General features: G+C 64.7%; 11 protein-coding genes. 9 read left to right on the forward strand and 2 right to left on the reverse strand.

The genetic code is table 11. The features are described from left to right. Positions 1-84: 84 nt before the first annotated feature. Positions 85-1530, reverse strand: coding sequence for a cation:proton antiporter (locus VT84_RS18240; RefSeq protein WP_082840510.1), 1446 nt, complete (start codon positions 1528-1530; stop codon positions 85-87). A 264-nt stretch (positions 1531-1794) separates the two neighbouring features. On the opposite strand from VT84_RS18240, the gene VT84_RS18245 reads away from it, so the two are divergent. Continuing rightward, positions 1795-2592, forward strand: coding sequence for a hypothetical protein (locus tag VT84_RS18245; protein WP_082840511.1), 798 nt, complete (start codon positions 1795-1797; stop codon positions 2590-2592). Between the two features lie 18 nt (positions 2593-2610). On the opposite strand, the gene VT84_RS18250 is transcribed toward VT84_RS18245, so the two are convergent. Then, positions 2611-4296, reverse strand: coding sequence for a TROVE domain-containing protein (locus VT84_RS18250; protein WP_204249789.1), 1686 nt, complete (start codon positions 4294-4296; stop codon positions 2611-2613). A gap of 486 nt (positions 4297-4782) precedes the next feature. Here VT84_RS18250 and VT84_RS18255 point away from each other — a divergent pair, with 486 nt between their 5' ends. The 8 genes from VT84_RS18255 to VT84_RS18290 all read left to right on the forward strand — a co-directional run bounded on the left by VT84_RS18255 (position 4783) and on the right by VT84_RS18290 (position 25900). Beyond that, positions 4783-6372: a sigma-54 interaction domain-containing protein gene (locus tag VT84_RS18255; protein ID WP_162271761.1), complete on the forward strand. Its 1590-nt coding sequence runs from the start codon at positions 4783-4785 to the stop codon at positions 6370-6372. 787 nt (positions 6373-7159) lie between these two features. Beyond that, positions 7160-12142, forward strand: coding sequence for a PQQ-binding-like beta-propeller repeat protein (locus VT84_RS18260; protein WP_162271762.1), 4983 nt, complete (start codon positions 7160-7162; stop codon positions 12140-12142). A gap of 289 nt (positions 12143-12431) precedes the next feature. Next, a complete protein-coding gene (locus VT84_RS18265; RefSeq protein ID WP_082840515.1) occupies positions 12432-13601 on the forward strand; it encodes a prenyltransferase/squalene oxidase repeat-containing protein in 1170 nt (389 codons plus the stop codon). Between the two features lie 161 nt (positions 13602-13762). After that, complete coding sequence (locus tag VT84_RS18270) at positions 13763-14821, forward strand: AAA family ATPase (RefSeq protein ID WP_082840516.1); 1059 nt, start codon at positions 13763-13765, stop codon at positions 14819-14821. Positions 14822-14924: 103 nt separating this feature from the next. Beyond that, the gene (locus tag VT84_RS18275; protein ID WP_239465891.1) at positions 14925-15929 is read left to right on the forward strand and encodes a DUF58 domain-containing protein; all 1005 of its coding nucleotides are present in this window, start codon (positions 14925-14927) and stop codon (positions 15927-15929) included. A gap of 51 nt (positions 15930-15980) precedes the next feature. Next, positions 15981-18869, forward strand: a complete 2889-nt coding sequence (locus tag VT84_RS18280; RefSeq protein WP_082840517.1) for a BatA domain-containing protein — start codon at positions 15981-15983, stop codon at positions 18867-18869. An 89-nt stretch (positions 18870-18958) separates the two neighbouring features. Further along, the gene (locus VT84_RS18285) at positions 18959-22312 is read left to right on the forward strand and encodes a VWA domain-containing protein (RefSeq protein ID WP_082840518.1); all 3354 of its coding nucleotides are present in this window, start codon (positions 18959-18961) and stop codon (positions 22310-22312) included. A gap of 93 nt (positions 22313-22405) precedes the next feature. After that, positions 22406-25900, forward strand: a complete 3495-nt coding sequence (locus VT84_RS18290) for a hypothetical protein (protein ID WP_157469608.1) — start codon at positions 22406-22408, stop codon at positions 25898-25900. Positions 25901-26297 lie beyond the last annotated feature (397 nt).

Genomic DNA, 26297 nt, shown 5'->3' on the forward strand with positions numbered 1-26297 from the left:
GTCGCGGTTGCCCTGAAATGCGACCGGCTCGCGTGAATGGCGAGCCGGTCGGTTCATTTGGGGCAACGAGAGAATCGGATTTCGTCAGGAGGCCTGTTCTTCTTGCGGCGCCGGCGGCACGAGCAGGCTGACGATCGGGCTGGTCATGGCGGTGGTGATGAGGGCCATCAGAACCATCATGGCAAACAGCGTCGGGCTGATGACCCCCAAATCGAGACCGATGTTCAGGACGATCAGTTCCATCAGTCCGCGCGTGTTCATCAGTGCTCCGAGCGCTGCGGCGTCACGCCACGACTGCCCCGTGAGCCGCGCCGCCACGAGCGTGCCGCCGAACTTCCCCGCAGTAGCAACAACCACGATCGCGGAGCACCACAGCCAGTCCTCGCCACTGCTAACCAGCCCGATCTGGGTTCGCATCCCGGTGTAGGCGAAGAACGCGGGCAGGAGTAGCACCGTGACCGGGTCTTTCAGTTTCGCAGTGAATTCGCGCGCGATGCGCCCGTCGTGCGGGACGATCGCCCCACACAGGAACGCGCCGAACAGAGCGTGGATGCCGATCGCTTCCGTGGTCATAGCGGCCAGCAACACCGCGAGGAACGTGCCGGAAATGACCATCGGCGGGAGCGGCGCAGTGGTCGCGTCGAACCGTGCGCTCAGCCGCGTCACGAGCGGCCGGACGATTAGGAACATGATTGCGATGAAGGCCGCAGCGCCCGCGGTGATGGCAGCGACGTTCGACAGCTCCGATTGCGCGACGCCGACGATGAGTGCCAGAAGACACCACGCGGTCACGTCGTCTGCTGCTGCGCAACTTAAGGCGACGACGCCGAGTTCGGTCCGCGACATCCGGCGATCCGTGAGGATTCGGGCGAGAACGGGGAACGCGGTGATCGACATCGCGACGCCCATGAACAGCGCGAAACTCAGGAACGTCGTGCCGGCTGGAGCGAGAGTTTTGTAGATACCCAGCGCGAGGGCCGAACCGAGCACAAACGGCACAATGATGCTCGCATGAGAAACGGCGACCGCGGCGTGAGCCTGCTTCCGCAACCGGGCCGCGTTCAGTTCCAACCCGACCAGGAACATGTAGAGCACGACGCCGATCTGTGAAACGGCCTTGAGCGCGGACGTCACCTGTCCCTTGGGGTCCGTCGTCGCGGATGGGATCAGGACGTGCATCGCTTCTGGTGAAATGGCTCCGAGTAGCGACGGCCCGAGCATAATCCCCGCGAGCACTTCTCCAATTACTGGCGGCTGACCGATACGCCGGCACACTTTGCCGAGAAGCGAACCGAGGAAAATAACGGCAGCGAGCGTCCCCAAAACGTGCAGTACGATGTTGACCGGTTCGTGCTTGATTGCCCCGCTTGCGGCAGCCGCGGTGTCTGATGCGGGCGGGACGGTCAGCCCCGAACCCGCGCGACAAATGAGTAGGAAGATCCCGATCCCGGCGACGAGCAGGCCGGTATACACGGCCGCACCGATCCACGGATTCGGCCGAAAAACACGTAGCGCTTCGCTTTGGGACATCGCTACCTCAGTGAGCGGCGGTCTTCACGGAGTGAAAATAGCTGTTCAGACAACTATCGTCCAGACAACAATACCGCGCGACTGCGGTCCCCCAACACGATGCAGCCGAAAATGTGCGTACCCGTAACGGGCTTGAGTAGAACGGCTGACAGAAGTGCCGCCCCGAACATACGGGACAACCTCGTGTCCTATTGGGGTGCGGGAACAGGGCGGCATGCGTTTGGGGAGCGCTTACTGTTCCGAGGATCAAGTAGGGGCGAACACATGGGGCTGGTCGGTTGGTTTCGCAAAACGTTCCTGACCGCATCCGATCCCAATCAGCCGCAACTGGTTCTGGCCGGGTTGGGGTTCGATGAGGCTATCGCGTTGATCGCGGCCGGGTCGTGGCGTGTTGATGTGAACCGCGAGGCCCGACAGTTCCCGCTTCAGTTCGGCCCGGAGGTCATTCCCGAATTGTGGCGGCGCTACGAGAGCATCGGCGAACCGCACCCGAACTTCGAGGCCCGCAAGCGGAGCATGACCGAGTGGATCGAGTGCTGGTGGCGGGCGCTCGAGGCGATCTTGTGCAGTTACCGCGAACACGCGCTCCCGTCGCTTTGGGAGCGCGTGGATACCAATGACCGGGCGCTCCTTCTTCTGTGTCGCCTCGCTGCGGAAGGGGTTGAACGCGAACTGATTCTGGCCGGCCTCCGGGACAGACTGCCGGGAATGGCCCCGGAGAGGCACGAATTCCTCGTTGAGAACAGTGAGTATTCCGCTCGGAGAGATTCGGACCTTGCAGTGGTTCTGACTTACCTGCGGCAAGTACCGGCGTTCGAGCGAGCAACGGTCGAAGTGCTGTGCCGGCGCGTCTTCGAGGAGCCGGACGATACCGAACTCGTGGCGGTGCTTAAAAAGCTGATCCCGACACTCTCCCGTTCGGCCCGGAATCTCGTGGCCGAGCGGCTCCATTCGCGCGCCAAGTATGATTCCGTTCGCGCCGTCATCGAAGAGTTGCGACAGGTGCCGGCGTTCGAGCACGCATTCGACGAAGTGCGGCCGTCCACCGACTCAACGAGGTGACGCCCAGCTCCTTTGCGGTCACGAGCGGGGACCGTCTCCAATAGCGAATTGGCTCATCAGTTGCGGAACGGCCGTGTCGAACCCGACCACGTCCATCATCCCCGCGTCGTCCGGATCAGCGATGCTGAACCCGTTCGACACCATCCCCACGACGATCAATTTCGCCCCGATCCCCGTTTTCTCCCGGTACCGTTGAAGCGCCTGGACCGGGTGAATGTCTCCGTGCCAGGTTTCGCTGTCCGTGTACACGACGAACACGTCGACCGCGAGTTTCCGTTCCAGGGCGTAGAGCATCGGTAGCGCGCAGTCGGTCGGACCCATCGGCAGGTTGTCCACAACGCGGATCGCGTCGTCGAGGCGCTGGTTGGGGCGGATCGGCAGCATCTCGACCCCGCTCCCGGAGTTCGGGTACGCGGACCAGGCGCCGAAGGTCGCTGCCTGGGTACCCGTGAATTGGAACCCGCGCCCGGTGAATCCGACGACGTGGTGATTCGGCTCGGTTGCGGCCGTAACCAGGGCCATTGCCGCGGCGCCGTCGCGGGCTGATAAACCAGGCACACCGGCGATTGCACTCCAGCCCATGCTCCCGGATACATCCAGTGCCAGGAGCGATTTCTTGTTAGTCGGCTCGGCGTTACCGAACGCTGCGTGAAAGGCTCCATCGAGCGCATCCACAACCCGCTGTACCGGAACCCAAAAACCGCGTCCGCGAACTCCGCGACCGGCCGCGTAAGTTCTTAGTGCCGCGAGTACGGTAATTGGGTGGAGCCGGGACCGGCGCAGGCGCTCGGTATCGGCCAAGGCCGTGACGACTCGATCCACCGCGGCCGACTCCGGTGTCAGTAAGCCGACTCGTGTCATTGTCGCGAGATTTCGCACCAGGGCACCGAGTGGCATGTGCTCCAGAAGTGCGTCCCACACGTCCATTCGGTTCAGCCACCGGGTCGGGACACACTCCCGGGGCAGAGTGTATTCGCGGATCAGGCGGACCACTTCGGCCGGATCGGTCGCGCGTTTGGCGGCTTCAAATCCCACGATCGGCGCGAGCGGATCGCTCACGTCTACGGCGTCGGGCAACTCTCCCTTTCCGACGGCCCATCGGAGCGCGGTGTTCGACGGTTCGCTCGCTTTGACGTGACACAAGCGAAGCAGATCCCGGTGCGCCCACCCACCGCGCTGCTGATACTTGCTGAGCTGATGGGCCAAATCGCGCGGCGCCTTTTCGGTGTACCACTTCCCCACGGCCCGGCGCAGTGCCCGCCCCCAACCGCGGAACGCTTCAACGCCCTCCACGAACTGGAACAGGTGCGTACCGATTCGGCATACACGCGGAACAGCGGCGAGAGCCTGTGCCCGCGTGCCGGGGCTGCCCATACCCGCGGCCATCGCCAGCGCGAATACGGCCGGGTCGTTCTTCGGTGCGCGCCCCGCTTCGCTAATTTCAACGATCCGAGTTACGGTCCGGCTCCCGTCGGCTTCGATGCACCGGCGCACGGCTTCGGCGTTCTGAAGCGTCAGTTCCCGCTCGTCAGCGTAGTAGCTCCCGCCTTCGGCACCGAGCACGAGGAACCGGTCGAGGCGGGTCCAGTCATCAACGGCGAACGAGAAGCCGCCCGCGGAGTTGCGGACCTGCGTGCTTCCCGGGATCGGTTCGTTTTGGGGCGTGTGACGGGGCGCGAAGTGCGCGGCGTAGCGAACGGTCAAGGCCGCTCCTCGGATGGGATATCGGGAATGTGATGAGTGAGTGACGAGTGAACCGCGGGGTCGGTGGGGCGGTCGCGGATAGTCCACTTCCACCCCACCGAGCGCGATTGCGGGGGATGAGCCCGCATGTGCTGGCACCGCCAGCGGCATCGTTACTCCCGCCCAAACGGACGGACACGAGTGGGTAACCTTCGCCTACGGCTCGCCGGCACCAGACCGACCGAACAAGGGACTGGAGAAGGTGCCGATGGTAAAAACACGCTCGGTGCCAAATACATTTTCTTGCGAGCTGAGCGAGTGAAATGTGCCCAGAGTTCGAGGGCCAATGAGGAGGAGCAAGTTCTGGTCGAGTCAGCAGTTCGGAGCAATCCGACTAGCGAAAAGAATCGTGCGAAATAACGGTTCGCGCTTCGCGGTGTGTTGATCTCGGGTACCGATGGGGTTACAAAATATTTTGTCACTTCATCCAAAATAATGGTTCTGATTATGGCTACTCGCCGCGTGCTCGTGTCGTGGATCGGGTACGCCGATTTTCGGGCGCTGGCCGCGACCCTTCCGCCGGACCAGCAGGCCGATGTGTTGCGCGGGCTGAACCCGCCGACACCGCTCACCGGCCAGGCGGGGCCGCTCAAAACGCTGCTCGACCACGAATCGTTCGACGAGGTCCACCTGCTGACCAGTCACCCAGGCCCGCGGAACCGGCTGTACGCCCGGTGGGTCGGCGGCTCCCCGGTCCTCCACCCCATCAAGGTGAACAACCCGACCGATTACGTCGAAATCTTCCAACTCGTGGACACCGAACTGGCGTCGATCATCCGGCTCCCGCGGGTCGCCGACGAGGAGTTGTGCATCCACCTCAGCCCTGGCACCCCCACCATGACGGCGATCTGGGTGCTGCTGGGGAAGAGTAAGTACCAACCGGCCACTTTCTACCAGACCCACGACGGGCGGGCCTGGGTCACCACGATCCCGTTCGACTTGGTGGTGGACTACGTTCCCCAAGTTCTGCGCGACGCGGACGCCCGGCTCCAACTCTTAGCGGCCCAAAGTCCACAAGACGTGCAGGGGTTCCAGGACGTGGCGGGTGACAGCCACGGCATTCGGGTCGCGGTGGGGCGGGCGCGCCGGGCCGCGCGGCGCGGTGTGTCGGTCCTGATCCTGGGCGAAAGCGGCACCGGTAAGGAGCTATTCGCCCGTGCCGTTCATGATGCGAGTCCGCGGCGCGAGGGGCCGTTCGTGGCCATCAATTGCGCGGCACTTTCCCGAGAACTGTTGGAGAGCGAGCTGTTCGGCCACAAGAAGGGGGCGTTCACTGGCGCCGACCGGGATCGGGAAGGGGCATTCACGGAGGCGGATGGAGGGACGCTGTTCCTCGATGAGATCGGAGAGTGCGATCCCGCAATGCAGGCCAAGTTGTTGCGCGTCCTGCAACCGCCCGACGGGAGCCCGTGTCAACGGGTGTTCTGTCGGGTGGGCGATTCGCGCCCGCGGACCAGCGACGTTCGCATTGTTGCCGCCACCAATCGTGACCTACTCGGGTGCGTCGCGCAGAACCAGTTCCGTGAGGATCTGTACTACCGACTGGCCACTATCACAATTAAGCTCCCGCGGCTGCGAGAGCGGCGCGGCGACGTTGGCGCGATCGCCGAACGGTTGCTCGGTCGGATCAACCGCGACTTCGCCCGGCAGGAGCCGGGGTTCCGGCCCAAGCGCCTGTCCCCCTCGGCCCTCGGGTACGTGAAGGGGCACTCGTGGCCCGGAAACGTGCGGCAGTTGTACAACACGTTGGTTCAGGCCGCGGTGATGACCGACGGGGACGTGATCGACCGGCGGGATCTCGACGACGCGGTCGCCGAGGTTCCGGGGCAGGCCCCGGCAGACTTGCTGGAAGTGCCGCTAGGCGGACGGTTCTCGCTGGAACGGCACCTCGAAGAGATCCAGCGCCACTACTTGCGTCGCGCACTGGCAGAGGCCGACGGGGTCCAACGGCGCGCGGCCGAGTTACTCGGCTACCGGAACTACCAGACCCTGGCCGCGCAACTGGAGCGATTGGGGATCAAAAAGGACGATCACTGACGACCCGCGTTGGAGAGACTGGCGCTTCGACTAACCGTCCCGACTCACCATCCTTGCCGAGTACGAGATCCGCGACCCAGCACTCGCGCGGTCGCGGTGAAGAGCTTTTCACGCGGAGAAGAACCCAAGTTGAAACGATCACAACTCCTCGCGCCCGGCAAGCAACAGGAGTGATCGTGTTTACAATTTAAAAGTGTTGTAATTTACACTATTTGTATCGATGCCACTATCTCAATTATAGTATAATGCGGTGCAATGGGTCGCGCCACCATTGCGGACCCGTGGGCAAGTGGTCGGGGTGAGTGAATGATTGTGAAGGTTCCAAACAGGATTTATCGGATAAAAACCGCACGCGGGATCGTTCGGAATTCGGTTGATCCGGTTAATCCGGTCCAAAAGCTTCACCTTAAAGCCCGGAAGCCCGAAGGGTCGGGCGCGCAAATGTTAGCCGTTGTGAGTAGTGGGTGCCGTTTTCTTTGGGAAAAATTGAGGTGCGAGGGGGCAGTCCCGAAATGTTAGCAAATGTTACTCGCGAGCGATCGGTGCGGGCGATCCGTCTCCTGCGCGTGCGTGTAACGGACAGGGCGGGTGCGTTAGGTGGTACAAGGCGGTTCGTCATACCAGATCGACCTTCCTCTCCGTGTAACGGGTTGTGCCGGGCGCCACTTCCCCGGTCAAACAAGGGCGTGTAGATTTCTCCTTGTGGGCCATGTGGGAAAGTGACAAAATCGGTCGGGTGCGCCGGTTGTGCGTGGCGTACCGGTCACGGACAGAAATGGGAACCACCATGCGTGGCTACAAAATGCGGCTGCTGTCCTGCGCGTTGCTCGTCACGCTCGTCGCGTGGCTCGTGTCGTGGGGCGGGCACGCGGCCCACGGGCAGTTCGGTGCCGTGGCCCAGCCCGTCGCCCCGGGGCAGAAGGATGTTAAGGGCAAAGAGAAGAAGGACGATCGATCGGAGCTCGACGAGAGCTTGCCGTTCGCCCCGCCCTACGAGCGCGACGCGAAGAGCAAACTGAAGGCCGCCCGCGACTACCTGGCGTTCAAAGAGCCGCCGTACAACACCATTTGCCCGCTGCTCCAGAATATTCTCGACGCCCCGAGCGACTCGTTCTTCGACGTTAAGTACAAGGTCGGGAACGAGACCCGCGTCAACCGGATCAGCGTGAAGACCGAGGCGAACCGCATCATCGCGGACTTCCAGCCCGAGGGCCTACAGTTCTACCAGCAGGCCTACGGCGCGACCGCGGCCGGCCTCCTCGACAACGCGATCGAGGCGAAGGGCGATGTGGCGATTCTCGCCGACGTGTCGCAGCGCTACTTCCATACCCGGGCCGGGGCCGAAGCCACCGTGCTCCTCGGCACGCTCTACCTCGAGCGCGGGAACTTCCTCGAAGCGGCGTATGCGTTCGAGCGCGTGCTCCCGCGCAAGGACGTGGAGGAGATCTTCACCCCGCTCACGCTCTTCAAGACCGCGCTGGCGTTCAAGCGCAGCCCCGATCCCCGGCACAATGAGCTGTTCAAGGAGGCCCAGGAGAAGCTCCTGAAGGCGACCCGGGACGGGGTCACGATCGGGCGGAAGAAGTACACCCCGGAAATGGTGCGCGCGGAACTGGACCGGCCCGTCGAACTTTTGCGGGCCAACGCCGTGGTCGGCGAGTGGGGCACCAAGGGCGGCAACGCGGCCCGCAACGCGATCGTGGACGGCGGCCCGCCGTTCCTCGACAAGGTGTTCGGGTTCCCGATGTTCTACGACGGCGACGACGAGGCCAACCTCTGGATCAAGGGGGAACTGGAAAAACTGTTCGCCCGCGACGGCAAGTCCAAGGGCGTCCCGCTCCCGGGCACGTTCCCGGTCACCACAACCGACCTCATCGTGTTCCGCACCTACGACGGCGTCTACGCGGTCGCGACCCGGGACCGCGTGGTGAACGGGCGCGTCGTGCGCGCGGGCGAGATCGCGTGGCGCTCGAAGACCACGGCCGGGTTGCACCAGTTGGTGAAGAGCGACGGCACCAGCGACGTGGACATGACCCGCGACGTGAAGGCGTGGTGGACCACGTACAACAGCAAAACGATCAACGTGTCCAGCATTTTCTACGAGAACCCGCTCATCGGCTCCCTGGCCCACGACGGGCAGAACGTTTACTTCGTGGACGACCTCGCGATCACCCCGCCCCCGGTCTTCAACAACCCGGACTTCGGGATCAACAACGGGCCGCAGTTCCGGCACAGCGGCGACCTCGCGGACATGGTCCGCGCCGGGCGCCTGGCCGCGGTGGATTTGAAGAGCGGGAACCTCAAGTGGGAGCTCGGTCGGGTAAAGGAGCCCTCGCACGACTCGAAGGGGCAACCGCTGCCCGTGCGCCTCACCGAGGAAGAGGCCGACAAGACAACGGACGTGTTCCGGCTGTGCCTCGACGCCGTGTTCCTGTGCCCGCCGCTGCCGATCAACGGGCGGCTCTACGTGCTGATCGAACAGTCCGGCGTCATCCGCTTGCTGTGCCTCGATCCGAAGAACCTCCAAAAAGTGCCCGGCCCGGACCCGACCCCGAAACCGGCGCTCGTGTGGAGCCAAAAGCTCGGCAAGCCCAACAACACGCTCCCCACCGACTCGGTGCGCCGGTACCAGAGCGCGGCCCTCGCCGCCAGCGACGGGATCGTGGTCTGCCCGACCAACTGCGGCGTCGTCGTCGCGGTGGACGCCCGGTCCCGGAGCCTGCTCTGGGCGCACGGGTACCGGAAGCTCGCGCCGGCACAGCCGTCCTACAACCCGAACACCGGGATGCCGAACATCACGCCCCAACTCAAGACCGACCGGTGGCGCTCGTCGGGACCGATCATCAGCAACGGGCGCGTGATCCTCACGGCTTACGACTCGGACGTCTTGCAGTGCCTCGACCTGCGCTCGGGTAAGGTTCTATGGGAGGTGCCCAAGGAGAGCACGGACCTGTACGTCGGCGGCGTGGTCAACGACCGGGTCGTCGTGGTCGGGACGAACCAGATCCGGGCCTACCACCTGACCGGCGAGGACAAGGGCACGCAGCGCCCGAAGGTCGCGTGGGCGCCCGTTACGATCCCCGCGCCGACCGGCCACGGGACCGTCGGGCGCAACGCCTTCTACGTCCCGGTGCGGCAGGAGACGGCCGGGCGCGACGCGGTCCCGGCCGGGGAAATCTGGGCCGTCAACATCGAGGACGGCGCGATCGTCTCCAAGACCGCGGCCCGGAAGCGCAACGACACCTCCGAACTCGCCAAGTACGGGATCGGGAACCTGGTGTTCCAGGACGGGCTGGTGTTCGCCCAGTCGCCGTGGGAGGTCGCGGCGTACCCGCAACTGGAGCTCAAGATCGCGGAGATGAACAAGCTCCTCGACAAGAACCCCAGGGATCCGCTCGGGCTCCTCGCCCGGGGCGAGTTGAGCCTCGATAGCGGCAAGCTGCGGGAGGCGATCGCCGACTTCAAGGAGGCCGAGAAGAACAACCTGCCGGCCGAGAAGCGCCCGCTCCTGCGCGACAAGCTCTACATCGTGTACACCGAGCTGCTCCGGGCCGACTTCGGCGCGGGCGAGGCGTACCTCAAGGAGTACGAGGCGCTGTGCGAGGTTCCGCCGGTCCCGACGGAGACCCCGGAGGACAAGGTGCGCCGCGAGGACGAGGTCAAGCGCCGCAAGCGCCTCCACTACTACCTGCTGGCGCGCGGGCGCGAGACCCAGGGGCGCCTCAGCGAGGCCTTCGACCATTACCTCGCGCTCGCGAACCTGGGCGAGGGCAAGCAGTTGCTCGAGACGCCCGACGAGCCGAACGTGCGCATGCGCCCCGACGTGTGGGCGCGCGGGCGCATTGAGGCCATGATCCGCCGGTCCACCACCGCCGAGGCGAAGAAGTCGCTCGAAGCGCGAGTCACGAAAGAGTGGGACGCGGTCAAGGGCGGGAACAACCTGCAGCGGCTCCGCGAGTTCGTCGCGGTGTTCGGCCCGTTCTTCGATACCGGGACCGAGGCCCAGTTCAAGCTCGCCGAGGTGCTGGCCGCGACCAACAACGACGCCGACGCCCGCGAGGCGCAAACGCACCTGTCGCAGCTCCGCGTGGTCTCCGACGACCCGGTCGTGCGCGCCCGGGCCACCGAGGCGCTCGCGCAACTGATGATCAAGGGCCGCATGATGGAGGACGCGGTCGGGTTGTACCTGCAGCTCGGGAAGGAGTACCCGAACGTCGTCATCCGCGACGGGAAGACCGGGAGCGACTTCCTCACGAACCTGCTCACCGACAAGCGCCTGCTCCCGTTCCTGGAGCCCAGCCGCTACCCGCTCCCGACCCGCGTGCGGGCCGAGCAGCGCGAGCCGGCCAGTTCGCCGTACTACGGGCAGCAGTTCGAGATCGAGTCGCCCCCGGACCTGTTCCCCGCGTACCGCCAGTACCGGTTCGCACTCGACCAGAACGTCTCCGGCAACGGGACGTGGGCGCTCCGCGGGTTCGACCGCTCCACTGGCAACGAGCGCGTCCGGTTCCCGAACATGGCGAACCAGAACCTGTACTCGCGCACCGGCGGGGCGATCCCGTGGTCCAAGTTCGTCCAGGGCCACGGGCACCTGATGCTCGTGCAGATGGGCATGACGGTCTACTGCTTCGACCTGGCCGAGAAGAAGGAGCTGTGGAACAAGAACCTGCTCCCCAGTGAGCCGCTCCAGCCGAACATGAGCTACCAGGTCGACGTCACGCCCGACGGGGAGTGCGAACTGATCCTCAGCACCGGTCTGAAGGTGCCGATGGGGCGCGGCGCGCTGCTCCAGGCGAACTACGTCTGCCTCCTGACGTCCGACGGGCTGGAGGCCATCGAGCCGCTGACCCGGCGCGTGTTATGGACGCGCCAGGGGGTACCGGAGCGCACCCATATGTACGGCGACGGGCGGTACGTCGTGCTCGTGGAAACCGAGTCGACCGGAACCCACAAGCCCGTGTCGACGAAACTGCTCCGGGCCGTGGACGGGATGCAGGTCGAGAACTCGCCGGACTCCGGGCGCGTGCTCGCGGGCGCCAAGTCGTACCGCATCATCGGGCGCACGGCGCTCATCTCGTCCGGTACCGGGGACCAGCCCCGCGTGCTGCGCCTGTACGACCTCGCGACCGGTAAGGACCTGTGGAAGAAGGAGTACGACGCGAAGGCGGTCCCGATCTCGTCCCCGCTCAACCCCGACTGGACCGGGTTCGTCGCGCCCGACGGGACCGCGGAGATCTTCTCCGTGCGGACCGGCGAGGTGATCGCGACCCTGAAGATCGACCAGAAGAACGTCCCGACCCACCTGAAGTCGTGTACCGGGGCGCAGGTGTTCGCCGACCCCGACCGGTTCTACCTGGTTCTGGACCAGGATTCCAACGCCGGTCGGCAGCTCAACATCGCTTCGATGGTCCGGTCCCAGCGGGTCAACGGCCCCATTTACGCATTCGACCGCGGGACCGCCAAGCGGCTCTGGGTGTACGAAGGGGTTCTCGAAAACCAGCAGATCATCCTCGAACAGTTCAACGAACTGCCGGTGATTCTGGCCGCCGCGGTGACGATGAACCAGAACGGCGGACGGTGGGTCCACAACGTGGTGGTGATCGAAAAGGAGCGCGGGCGCCTGCTCTTCGATAAACCACTCGCGTACAACGGGAACCAGTTCAATTTAATTGTGGACTCGAAGAACGGGACGATTACTCTGAACCGGTACGACGTGTCCGTCCGCATCCAGGCCGACGAGCCGAAGAAGCCCGACGACGCGAAAAAGTAAGTGATTCGAGTGCGCCCGTGGTTGTTGGCGCTCTCATTTGAAGATCGGTTCCGGACTCGGTGTCGCAGATTGTGGCACCAACATCCGGAACCGATCTGTCGGGCTTTTCTTTGGCCGAGCGCAAATTCTGTCGCTCGTATCCCGTTTTCCACCCCTCTCCCAATTCGGTGGTCAATCACTGCCCACTGCTGTTAATCCGTTGCCCCTCGGTCGTCTTCTACCCATAACCCATGTTCCGAACGATCCCTCGCAGGTCGAACGAGTAGTGGGTTCCCGTGGGAGAGTCTTCATGCCTCGCAGCTGGTTGCTCACAACCCTGGCGACGTGTGTGGTGGGCGGCGTGATTGCCGTTCCCGCACCCCAACCGGCCTGCGCCGCCGACGACAAGGAACAGAAGAAGGCCATCGAGAAGGCCGTCGAACGGGGACTCGAGTACCTGAAGAAGACGCAGGCCCAGGATGGTCACTGGGAAGCTCAGGGGGGGCAGTACCCGACCACGATGACCGCGCTAGCGGGCATGGCGTTCCTCATGGAAGGCAGCACACTCAAGGAAGGCAAGTACTCCGATCAAGTGAAGAAAGCGGTCGACTGGTTCCTCGCACCCGCGCGCCAGCAAGCCAACGGCATGCTCGGCGACACTCGCAACCCCACCGAATCGACCCGGTACATGTACGGCCAGGGTTTCGGAACGATGTTCCTGGCGAGCGTGTACGGGGAGGAAGAGGACAAGGAGCAGCGCGAGAAGCTCGAGAAGCTGCTGAAGAAGGCGGTGGAGTTCATCTGCAAGGCCCAGACCCTCAAGAAGCACCGCAAGGCCGAGGGCAAGGACGTGGACATCGGCGGGTGGGGGTACGTCAGCGCCGCCGACGGGGGGAACTTCGACGAAGGGTCCGTGACGATCACCGCGCTCCAGGGGCTGCGCGCGGCTCGTAACGCGGGCATTCCGGTTCCCAAGGAGAACATCGACAAGGCCGTGAACTACCTCGAGGCGTGCACCACCACCGACGGCGGCATCATCTACAACTACCTCGGCGGTGTCGCGGGGCGCGGTCAGGAGCGCCCGCCGCTGACGGCCGCGGCGATCTGTTGCGGGTTCAGCGCGGGTCAGTACAAGTCCGAACTCCCCAAGCGCTGGCTCAAGTACTGCAAGGACCACGAGAGCACGTTTTTAGCGAAGGGCCGTCAGGCCCACGACGAGTACCAGACGTACTACTTCGGTCAGGCCATGTACTCGCTGGGCGACGAGCGCTACGGCGAGATGTTCCCGGACCAGAAGGAGAAGGACAAGTGGCTCTCCTGGGCGCGGTTCAAGGAGTGCTACTTCCCGCAAATTCTCGATAACCAAGAGAAGAACAGCGGCGCCTGGACCCAGAGCTCCATTTCGCCCGTCTACGTGACGAGCATCAATTTGTGCTTGCTCCAGTTGGAGAAGGGCATTCTGCCCATCTACCAGCGCTGACCGTGTTGTGCCGACCGGCGGGGTTGTACCGACCCTGCCTGCCGGCACACTTTGCCCGAGCGGTAAAGTCGCGCTTTGTGGGCGACGAGATCACCCGGCGAAGTGTATTGTGATCCTCACACTCAACCCCCTTTACCCAAATTCCTGAGAGCGAAGCAGCGATGAGTACCCCCGGGCAAATGGCGCAGAGCGAAGTCGACTCCATTCACAAGCTCAAGACGGCGTTCGATAATATCAAGAAGCAGTTGACCCGCGTCATCGTCGGTCAGGACCAGGTGATCGAGGAGCTGCTCATCGCCCTCTTCAGCAAGGGCCACTGCATGCTGGAAGGCGTGCCGGGGCTGGCGAAGACGCTCATGATTAGCACGCTCTCGCGGTGCTTGTCGCTCGAATTCAGTCGCATCCAGTTCACGCCCGACCTGATGCCCGCCGACATCACCGGCACGGACTTCATTGAGAAGAACCCGGCCACCGGGTCGTTCGAGCTGCTGTTCCGGCCCGGTCCGCTGTTCTCGAACATGGTGCTCGCGGACGAAATCAACCGGACCCCGCCCCGCACCCAGGCCGCGCTCCTCGAGGCGATGCAGGAGCGCCAGGTGTCCGTCGGGCGCGTGCGCCACAAGCTCGCGAACCCGTTCTTCGTGCTCGCGACCCAGAACCCGATCGAACAGGAAGGGACGTACCCGCTGCCCGAAGCGCAGCAGGACCGCTTCATGTTCAAAGTGTACGTCCACTACCCGTCGTTCAACGAGGAGTTCGAGATCGCCCGGCGCACGACCGGGGTGGTGTCGGACGAGATCACCCCGGTGCTCTCCGGCGAACAGATCCAGGAGATCCAGACCCTGGTCCGCAAGGTGCCGGTGACCGACCACGTGATCCACTACTGCCTCGCGCTCGTGCGCCAGACGCGCATCGGCGAGCCGGGCACGCCGAAGTTCATCAAGGACTGGTTGAGCTGGGGCGCCGGCCCCCGCGCGGTTCAGAACCTGATCCTCGGGGGCAAGGCCCGCGCGCTGCTCTACGGTCGCGCCCATGTGACCACCGAGGACATCAAGGCCCTCGCGCTGCCGATTCTCCGGCACCGCATCCTGACCAACTTCACCGCCGCGTCCGAGGGCGTGACCACCGACGTGGTCATCAAGAAGCTGGTCGAGGAGACCCCGGAGAAGGAAGGCGCGCTGCTCGGCGACCCGCGGTTCCAGAAGATGTTCGCGTCGTAAATGGGGTTCGGGTTCGGGTTCCGCGCGCCAAGTCGGGAACCCGGACCCGTTTCTGTGCGCCACTTGGATACGGCCTCATCGGACCCATTGGAACTGAATCGTCATGGCCAAGCGCAGCGACTTCGACAACCCGCGCCGGTTCCTCGACCCGAAGGTAATCGCCCGCATCTCGCAGCTCGACCTGCGGGCGCGCCAGGTGGTCGAGGGGTTCCTGTCGGGGATGCACAAGAGCCCCGTGTACGGGCAGAGCGTGGAGTTCGTCCAGCACCGCGAGTACATGCCCGGCGACGACCTGCGCCGCATCGACTGGAAGGTGTGGCAGCGGTCCGATAAGTTCGTGATCAAGCAGTACGAAGCGGAAACGAACTTGCGCTCCTACGTGGTCGTGGACGCGAGCGAGTCCATGCTCTACGGGGCCGACAAGCACCGCAAGGCGGGCACGCTGTACAAGTACGACTACGTCGCGACGGCCGCCGCGTGCCTCGCGTACATGACCGTCAAGCAGCAGGACTCGTGCGGGCTCATCACGTTCGACTCGGACGTGCGCGAGGCGATCCCGCCGCGCAGCTCGGTGCGCCACATGGACGCCGTGACCAAGGCGCTCCACGTGTCGAACCCGCGCGAGAAGACCGACATGGTCAAGATCATGCGCCAGGTCGCGGAGAGCATGCCGAGCCGCGGGCTGGTGCTCGTGTTCTCGGACCTGCTGTGCGACCGGGAGGGGATCTTCAAGGGGCTGGAGATGCTCCGGCACCGGCGCCACGACGTGATGATGTTCCACATCCTCGACGACGACGAGCTGCTGTTCCCGTTCTCCGGGATGACGAAGTTCGAGGCCTCGAACAGCTCCCGGACCTGCTGTGCGACCCGCGCGCGCTCCGCGAGGGGTACCTGGAGGAACTGGAACTTTACCTCACCGAGGTGCGCCGCGGGTGCACCCGGATCGGGGTCGACTACACGCTCCTCCGCACGAGCGACTACATGGACGCGGTCCTCTCGAAGTTCCTCTTCCAGCGGATGTCCACGCGGGCCCCGGCCCGGCGCTGACCCGAACGCACCGATTTCCGCCCGGCGCCGCCGGGTTACTGGTCCGCTCCCCACCCGGTGAAGCGGGCCGCGCGGCACCCCGAACCGATCACCGACGCCGAGACCCGCACCGATGCTCTCGCAGTTCCTCAACCCGTGGACGTTCCTGGCCGGGGCGCTCCTCGTCAGCGTGCCGATCATCATCCACCTGATCAACCGGATCCGGTACCGGCGCGTCAAGTGGGCGGCGATGGAGTTCTTGCTGAAGGCGCAGAAGCGCATGCGCCGGCGCAAGATTTTGGAGCAACTGCTCCTGCTGTTCCTGCGCTGCCTGCTCGTGTTCCTCGCGGGCGTCCTGTTCGCGCGGTACATCGGCGGGTGCGGCGGTAAAGAGGGGATGGAGACGCGGGCCACCACGCACCTCGTCATCCTCGACGACACCCCGAGCATGGCCGATGCGTGGCGCCGGGACGACGGCACCCCGACCGACGCCTTCGGTGAGGCCAAGCGGCTCGTTTACGAGAAACTGATGCCGGCCACGGCCGAGGCGACGACCAACCAGACCATGCAGGTGATGCGGCTCTCGGAACTCGACAAGCCGTTCCCCGCCAAAACCGATGACGCGAAGGTGAACGCGCTGGCGATCGACGCGATGGAGGGGCACCTGAAGCCGCTCCAGGTGGCTACGGTGCGAAAGAGCCTCAAGGACGGTCTCGACGCGGCCCGCGCGCTGCTCGGCAACGCCCCCCCGACGAACGCGAAGGTGGTCCACGTGATTTCCGACACGCGGAACATCGACTGGACCGAGGACGGCGACACGATCAAAGGCAAGCTCACGGAACTGAAGGATCTCGGGGTCACGGTCCACTTCATCGACGTGGTGAGTCCCGCGCGCAAGCCGGACCGCAAGTCCCCGCAGTCCAACAACAACGTAGCCATCGTCGAGCTCAAGCCGCGTAACCGGATCGTCGCGATCAACCAGCAAACCGACATCGAGATCCTGGTCCGGAACTTCGGGGCGACCGACCTTAAGGAGGTCCGGGTCGACTTCTACCTTAACGGGGTCAAGGACACGATCCGGTCGATCGTGATCCCCACCCTTCCGGCCAACCAGGAAAAGCGCGAGTCGTGTCAGGCGATGTTCACGCAGACCGGGTCGCGCGAGCGCCCGCTGGACCGGTTCAACCTCGTGACCGCGGTCCTCGCGACCGTCGAACCGGGCGATTTCGCGACCGACAACGTGCGCCACACGGTCATCGAGGTGCGCCCGAAGCTCCAGGTGCTCGTGGTCGACGGGCGCGTTGATAAACGCGACAAGCAGGAGGGCGACAGCTTCTACCTGCGCAAGTTGTTTATCGACTCGTTCGGCGGCATCGACTGGGTCGCGACCGAGGCCTCAAAACTCGACGGCATCGACCTGCGCCCATACTCCACCGTGTACCTGCTCAACGTCCCGCAACTCAGCGCGGCTGCGGTGACGAACCTCGAACGGTTCATTTCGGAGGGCGGAGGTGTCGGTGTGTTCCTCGGGCCGGACGTGAAGCCGGAGGACTACACGGCGCGGATGTACCGAGAGGGGAAAGGGTTCTTCCCCGTACCCCTGACGAGCAAGGAGCCGGTCGCGCTGACCGAAGAACAGAAAATTGCGCGCGAGAAGGCCTTTGGAAAGCGCGTGATCCTCCGGAGCCCGGCCAACCGCCAGCACCCGGCTCTGTACTCGATCTACACCAACGAGCGCGGGGGGACCGCGAAGGACAGCGAGGTCGAGCGGTACTTCCTGTTCACCAACATCGATTCGTACTGGCCGGTAGCCCGGCGCGGGAATTGGCGCGACAACGAATCGGTGAAGGAACTGTACTGCATGCCGAACGAGAAACCGATCGCGGAGTTCGAGCAGGAGGCCAAGGATCTGGTGCGGGCCGTTCGGGGCAAGTCCGGCGACGCGAAATTCGAGAAGGCCCGCAAGTATCTGACCCCGCTCCTCAGAAGCATCGAAGAAACCCCGGCCGAGATCGGCGTCCCGCTCTCGCTCCTCGCACGGCACTTAGACCAGTTGCTCTGCGACCAGATCAACGACGGCGACGAGAGCGAACCGGTCCTGCGCGACTTCTGGAACCAGCCCGAACTGGCCGAGATCAAACCGCTCGCGCTACAACTCCGGGACAAGGCCAAGTTCGGCGACCCGCTGTACATCACGAAGGAATTCGGGCGCGGGGGCGGGCGCGTCGCGGTGATGACCACCGACGCCGGGGGCACACACGCGGGCAACAAGCAGTGGACCGACTGGCCCTCGGGTAAGGGCAGCCCGGGCTGGGTGGTCGTGGTGAGCGAGATGCAGAAGTACCTGGCCGGTGGCGGCGGCGAGGGGAACCTGTCGCTGGGCGACCGGTTCTTCGCGGAATTCGAGGCCACGCGCTACAAACCGTCCACGGCGCGCCATCTCTTAACGTTCGACCCCGTCAAGTCCGAAAAGCCCGCGGGCGGGCTGACCCCCAAGGCGCTCGGTGACCAGGCGCTCGACCAACCCGCGAACGCGGTCGATGCGGCCCCGGACGCCCCGCGGCGCCCGTTCCAATTGTCCTACGCCGACGCGAAGGTGCCCGGGGTGTACATCTTCAGCCTGACGCGGCTCAAAGGCGACAAGGATCCGCCCGGCACGCCCGCGGAGCAGCCGGATTACGCCGCCGTCGCGTTCAACGTGGACGCGAAGCGCGAGGGCGACTTGACCCGCGCCAACACCGACGACCTCGGGCAGTGGACCGACAAGGCCCCGCAGCACAACATCGAGGACCTGTCGTGGATCGACCAGCTCAAGCAGAAGCCGACGGACCTGTCGAGCCGGCGCTGGCTGTACCTGCTCATCCTGCTCGTGCTGATCGCGGAACAGGCCTGGGCGGTGCGGATGAGCTACCACGCGAAGCCGGAAGACCTGGAGCTGTTGGCCCCCAGCGCGGCGGCCGCGTTCGCACACACAACGGCCGCGCCGCAGGCGCAGGCCGGTGAGCCCGCGGTTTCGGCTTAATCGGCGGACTCGGACCCGCGCCGGGGCAGTTCCGGCGCGGGCGAACACCAACACACGAACCAACACGACCGGACACCCGCGAGCAGGCGATGAACGAAACAACGACGACCAAAAAGAGCGAGTTCGTGTTCCGGCGGCTGTCCGACTCGTTCGACCAGTTCACCGGCGACGCGACGGCCGCGTTCGTCGGGAACATCTACTGTCAGGTGCTCCTGGCGCTCGTGGTGCTGGCGCTGGTCGCGCGCGTCACCTACCGGTACGCGAACGCCCACAAGCTCCAACCCGGCGCGAAGGATCCGCTCGCCGCGCGGCTCCGGCTCGGGTTCTGGCTGGCGCTGATCGGGTACGTCGCGGTCGGGATGTACTTCTACAACATCCGCGATTCCGAGCCGTCCAAGGGGACCGGCGACACCCTCGCGACGACCGGCACCGGCAACGTCGTGAAGTGGTACGCGCTCACCATCGGGCTGTTCGCCCTGGGCGTGTTTTTTGTCGCCCTCATGTACGTGCGGGACTCGCGGACCGTCCGGTGGTACTTCGCCGCGCCGCTCGCCCTCCTGCGGATCACGGTGTACGCGATCCTCGCGCTCGTGTTCCTGCTCCCCGCGATCCAGACCTGGGAGGACACGAACAAACAGTCCCGCGTCGTGATCCTGCTCGACATCAGCCCGAGCGTGACCGAGGTGACCGACGAGATCGGGTCCGCGGCCTCGAAGAAGTCCCGGACCCGGATGGACGTGCTCATCGAGTTCCTCACGGACGAGAAGATCGCGTTCATGAAGAACCTGCTCGAGAAGAACCCGGTCGCGGTGTACGCCTTCGGCACGCGGCTCGACGAGTCCCCGATGATGGTGGCCCAGAGCGACCCGGTGTGGGCGAAGGCGGACTGGGAGGCGTTCCGCAAGTACGACTTCAAACCGTTCGTGCTCCGCGGGCTCTCGGACGACGGCAAGAAGAAACTTACCGAGGGGCGCGAGTGGGGCGACGGTCTCGGAACCGCGGACTGGGCGCAGGCGTGGTTCGCGAAGAAGGCCGATGCGGAACTGAAGTCGTTCGCGAACCTCGAATCCGATGACGACGTCGCGGCCCTGCGCAAGAACCTCGAAAAGCTCGACAAGCGCATCGACGTGGCCCGCACCATTACGCTGGGCACCAACGTGCCCGATTCGATCTCCGCGGCGATCAACCGCGAGTCGGCCAACATGGTTCAGGGCATCATCGTCCTGTCGGACGGGCGCAGCAACCTCGGCTCGGATTCGAGCTACGCCGAGCTCCGGGACCGCGCGGTCCGCGAGAAGATCCCGGTATTCACGGTCACCGTGGGCGAGGAGCGGACCTCGGCCGCGATCACCATCACCGACGTGCAAGCTCCCGACAGCGCTCCGATTGATGAGGCGTGGAAGATCATCGTCGAGGCCGACGGGGTGAACCTCCCGGGTAAGGAAGTCGAAGTGACCCTCGACCTGTGGCTACCCGGCCGCGACGTGAAGGCCGCGCCCCCGGACCACCAGGTCACCCAGAAGCTCGTGTTCGCGCCGGGCGACCCCCCGCACGGGCAGACCGAGTTCGTCATCGACCCGGCCAAACTGCCCGAACCGCTCACGGTGGACTCGAAGGACGCGGCCATCAAGAAGCGCGTTCTGCCCGAGGGCAAGTGGTCCGCCCGCGCCCGGATCGCCAAAGATCCGCTGGAAGCGTTCCCGGACCCCGAGCACATCAGCGCCCTGCGCGAGATCAACGTCGTCCAACAGAAGCTCCGCATCCTGCTCATGGCCGGGGCGCCGTCGCGCGAGTTCTCGTTCCTCCGCACGCTCCTAGTTCGTGAGGTTCTGGACAAGCGCGCCTCGCTCACCACGTTCGTGCAGAACGACGCCGGGACGACGGGCAAGCTCACCGCGGAACAGGACGAACTCGTGATCCCGCGGTTCCCGACCAAGTTCGACCTGAAGCCCGCGGTCAAGGAAGATCCCGAGAAGCCGTACAACCTCAACGAGTACGACGTCATCGTCGCGTTCGACCCGGACTGGTCGGAGTTATCCGTTCAGCAGGCCGAGGATCTTCGCCGGTGGGTCAAAGAGGGCGGCGGCGGGCTGATCTACGTCGCCGGGCCGATCAACACGTTCCAACTCGCCCGCGTCGAGAAGGACAGCCGGCTCGACCCGGTGCTGGACGTCCTCCCGGTTCAACCGGCCGACATCATCGCCCAGCGGATCAAGGGCACCCCGCGGACCCCGCGGCGCCTCTACCTGAACTCGAAGGCGATCATCGGGTCGGACCTCCTGAAGCTCGACGACAAGGTGCCCGACGACCCCGTCGCGGGGTGGGAGCGGTTCTTCACCGATCGCGAGAAGTACGCCCCGAGCGCGGACATGAAGGAAGAACTGTTCCCGACCCGCGGGTTCTTCTCGTGCTATCCGCTCAAGCCGGACGTCGGGATCGGCGGGGTGAAGGCCGGTAGCGCGGTGCTCGCGGAGTTCGCGGATGTGGGCGACACGGGGGAACTCGTCAAGCTCCCCTATCTCATCACGAACAACCCGTCCGCGGCGTGGCGCACGTGCTTCCTCGCGTCGGGCGAGTTCTACAAGATGCGCGTGTACGAGCCGGGCGAGGGCACGGGCCGCGAGTACTTCGAGCGCGTCTGGGTTAAGATGATTAAGTACATGGCCGGCAAGCGGAACATCAAGGCCCCGCGCGGGCGCGTGCTGGTCGGCAAAGAGGCCGTCTCCGGAGCCCCGCTCCGGGTGCAGGCCCGTGTGCTCAACGAGAGCGCCAAGCCCTACGAGATCACCGCGCCTTCGCCGAAGTTCACCATCGTACAGGAGCCGGCCGGCGGGGGCGACAAGCGCTCGTTCGGGCCGTTCGACCTGTCCCCGAAGACGAACCCGAGCGGCGCGTTCGACGGGTACTACGGCGGGCAGGTGCTGCTCGACCCGAAGACCTACGCCCCCGGGGAATCGATCTACCGCGTCGAGGTCGACGTGCCGGACTCGGCCGAGAAACTGTCCGGCGAGTTCAAGATCCGCGCGGCCGACCCGGAAATGGACAACAAGAAGCCGGACCCCGCGGCCATGTTCCGGATGGCGAGCGAGTTGGACCGGGACTTCGACGCCCGGCTCTCGCCCAAGCTCCAGGGCGAACTCAAGGCCCGGCTCCCGAAGGACACTTCGGGCCAGCGCCTCGCGTTCCGGGTCGGTGACCCCGAACTGCTGAAACTAATCCCCGAGTGCATGGTGACCAAGAAGGTGAGCACGCAGAACCGCGGCCCGGTGAGCGACCTGTGGGACCGCGGGTTCAACATGCCGACCTGGACCCCGGCCGACGAGTCCACCAACAAATACTTTGCCTCGTGGTGGTCCGGTCAGCGGCTCTCGGTCGTCATGTTGGCGGTCGTGCTGCTGCTCTCACTCGAATGGCTCGGCCGGAAACTCCTGCGGCTCGCGTAACGTGCTCCCGGGCGCGGCGCGTTCAGAGAGGTGAACCGCGCCGCCGGCTACCAACCCGTACAACACGATCAACAGACACTGGGTGACGACGATATGGCAACCGTAGAAGAGACCCGCCGGTCGGACAGCGCCGGTCAGGCGCGCGACCCCCAGGTGTACCACCCGCTCGACCGGCTCCGCGGCACGATCCGGCGCTACATTCTCATCGAGGGCGCGATTTCCGCGTTCCTGTTCGTGGCCGCCTGGTTCGTTCTCGGGCTGGTCCTCGATTTCGTGCTGTTCAAGGTCTCGGGCTGGGACTGGGCGCTCGACGCCTCCCGCGGAATCCGAACGCTCGCGCTCGTTACCGCGCTCGCGCTGTTCGCGGCGTTCCTCGTGTTCCGGATCGTTACCCGGCTGACGAAAGAGTTCTCGTACCCCGCGCTCGCACTGGTCCTGGAGCGCAAGTTCCCGAAGTTGCTCGGCGACCGGCTCATCACCGCCGTCGAAATGGCGGACGTCGAGTCGATGGGGAAGTTCGGGTACTCGAAAGAGATGATCCGGGTCACGATCGCCGAGGCCCGGGAGCGGGTCGGTCAGGTGCCCGTCAAAGAGGTGTTCGACTGGCGGCGCCTGTGGGTGATGGGGTTCCTGGCCCTTGGGCTGCTCGTCGGCACGGTGGCGGTCGCGTTCGCGAGCCACGCCGTCGCGACTAAGAGCGTCAGCCCGTACCGGTTCGGGTGGAAGTTCGCCCACGTCACCGGGATCTTCCTCGAGCGCAACGTGGCCCTCGCGAACACGCCCTGGCCGCGCCGGGCGTACCTCGAACTCGTCGGGTTCCCCGAGGGCGAGGCGACCGTGAGCCGCGACGTGGCGACGGTGCCCGTGACCGTTCGCGCCTACAAATGGGTCGTCGCAGATCCCGGGGCGCGCGAGGGCTGGCGCCCGATGCTCTGGTCCGACGTGACCGAGGGCCTGGTCGGGCGGAAGGCACCCGAACTCGAATTTGAAGCCCTCCGCTTTGCGGACGAGCCGGCGGGCAGTTTGCCGAAGGGCGCGTCCGAGTGGACCGTCGATTCCGTCGAGCGCCGGGTGTTCGTTCCGGCCGACGCGCCCGACGAATCGCTCCCGCCCGAGGCCGCGGCCTACCGCGCCTCCTTGCGGAAGAACTTGGGCGAGAAGTTCACCGAGGTCCAGGAGGTGTTCAAGGCCCTGGGTGCGAAAGCGGACGAGCCCAGTATGGGGCGCACGCTGCGCAAGCTCGAACTGACCCGCTGGGTGACCAAGACCGACAAGGACGGCACCCCGGAGCGCGACGAGAACGGGCAGACGTTCAAGGTCGAGGTGCCGGTCGAGGTGTCGTTCAAGTACGCCGGGGCCAAGTTCCGCGGCGGCGGCACCCTCACACCGAAGCAGAACAACGAGTTTTCCGGTGAGGTCGGCGGGCTGAAGGAGGACGTCGAGTTCGTGGTGAAGGCCGACGACTTCGTGACCCGGGAGCGCCGCATCCGGCTCATCCCGCCCCCCACGCTCAAGCGGTTGTACCGCATCCAGGAGGAGCCCGCGTACCTGCACCACGCCCCGCCCCGCGAGGTGAGTTTCGACTACCTGAAGGGCAAGCGCCAGGTGGTGGTCGAAAAGAACATTTCGCTCACCGGCGAGCGGTCCGTGTTCGTGGTGCCCGCCGGTTCGCAGGTGCTGCTCGTGGCGGATGCGTACACCGACGACAAGGGTGAACTGTCGGACAACGACGCGATCGTGTCCGCGGTCGCGGTCCCGGTCGTCGGGAAGTTCCCGGGCGCGACGTTCGGGGACGACGGGAAGATGACCCAAACGCCCGTGCCGCTCCAGGTAACCGAGGGCGGCAAGGGGTTCAGCATCATGTTCCGCAACGCGGGGGACGACATGGGGCCGTTCTCCCAGGCGGCCGTATCCGTTCTCAAGGGCATGTACCCGGACAAGGACGCCCGCCCGAACGTCGACTTCCGGCTCAAAGACCCGGTCGAGTTCAAGGTGACGTTCACGAACAAGTACAACGTGAGCACGACGCGGTCGATCCTGATCCAGGTCACCCAGGACCAGCCCCCGGTCGTGGAAGCGGGGGTGGACGTGATCCGCAAATCGGGCAACGTGTACCTCGTTACCCCGGTGGCCCGGATCCCGTTCAACCCGGACAGTTTCATCAAGGACGACCACGGGCTGAGCAAGGTCGAGTTCCAGTTCAACTACTACGCGGAAGACTCCGACGTGGTCCGCGGGGTGCGCACGAAGTACGCGCTGCGCTCGCTGCTCGACGCTCCCGGGGCCGGCCCGCGGTACCTCCCCGCGCTGCTGCTCCCGCGCCTCCACGCGGACAACTTCCGCCAGCTCGATACGGCGGGCGAGCGACTCAGTGCGTCGGCCCACGTCGGGGAGTTCATCCGGCAGGACAACAAGCTCCGGCGCGAGGTTAAGGAGCGCGTCGACGCGCTCCTTAGAACGCCCACCGCGAACGAGGCGAACCCCGAGGCGGTCCTCAAGGTCGAACTGAAGAGCGCGGACGACATTTTCGACCTGAAGGAGCTTAATATTCAGGCCCCGCCCGGTGAGGTCCAGCCGACGTACCGCATGGACCTGTACATCCAGGCCACGGACAACAACGCCGACGCGGACGGTGGGCCGCGCGTCACCCGCAGTAGCGAGCCGATCCGGTTGCGGATCGTGTCCGAGGGCGATCTGCTCCTGGAAATCAGCAAGGAAGAGGAACAGCTCGGGACGCGCCTGGACGAGGCGCTCGTGAAGCTCGCCGCGGCCAAGCGCAAGTACGACTTCGTCCGCAACTCGAACGGCTTCAAGGACGAGACCCCGGAACAAGTGGACGCGGTCAAGGTGCGCCACCAAGACATCTTCCAGGACATCGAGAAGGCCCGCGACATCGTTTCGACGGTGCTCCGTGAGTTCACCCGGATTCACCGCGAGTGCCAGGTGAACCGTGTCATCGAGGTGACGACGAACAATTACCTGCGGTACTGTGGGCGGCTCGAGGGCATCCTGAGCGAAGACCCACAGGCGTCGGTCGCGTTCCCCAAGACGCTAAACCTGATGAACAACGTCCAGAACGTTCTGAACACCGGGCGCTGGGCGCCTCTCGCCGCCGTGAGCGACGCTGAACAATCGCTGTGGGCGCTCGAGCAACTGCTCGCGGAGATCCGCAAAGAAATTGGGGAGTCTCAGAACAAAGAGTTCTTGATTAAGTCGATTAAGAAAATTAAGGATGATCAGGTTTTGGTGCAGGCGCAAATTGAAAAACTACAGAAAGTGTTTTTGGACACGCTCCTGAGCGACAAACCGAAGCTCGGGCCGATTGGTGCGGTCGCGCTCGCGAAGAACGAAGCGAAGAAACTGAGCCACACGATTAACTGGGCGAAGTACAAGGAGGACGATCTCACGGTCAAGGTGACGGCGTCCGACCCGTCCATCATCGTGCCCGCGGAACTGAAACTCAATTTCGAGGCGAATCAGTTCCGGTTCGAGTACGAGGTCAAAGCCGGGGGGAAAGAAGGAACGTACAAGATCACGCTGAGCCCGGCGGTGGGTGACCCCGTTGAAGTGACCGTAAGCGTCAAGTAACGCGGGGGCGGTGGTCCGCTATATAGCAGTTTGATTGCCAGTTGCGGGGCAACCCGCAACTGCACTGTTTACTGTCTCTCGACGCGGAAGTTATGACACCCACAAGTGGGGCGACAAAACGGGGTGGTTGGCTGTGACTTTCCAACTGGTTATGGGTAACGCAGTCGAAGTTAAAGTCACTGTGGAGTAAGTTCGGCGCTGCTAAGTTAAGTAGCGATTGTGCCCATAAGTAAACGCCTCGCAGCGCAATTTTGGGCAGCCCGGAATCGGGTTCGTAACGGACTGTAACATCTGCTCGATCGCTCGCGGTTTTTCCCCCGTAGGCTGTTGGCGGCCTTTTCGCAGGTCGTCACAATGGCAGACGAATGAACACTCGGTGGCGCGGACTTTCCGCGCT

Source organism: Gemmata sp. SH-PL17 (genome assembly GCF_001610855.1).
Classification (GTDB): Bacteria; Planctomycetota; Planctomycetia; order Gemmatales; family Gemmataceae; genus Gemmata; species Gemmata massiliana.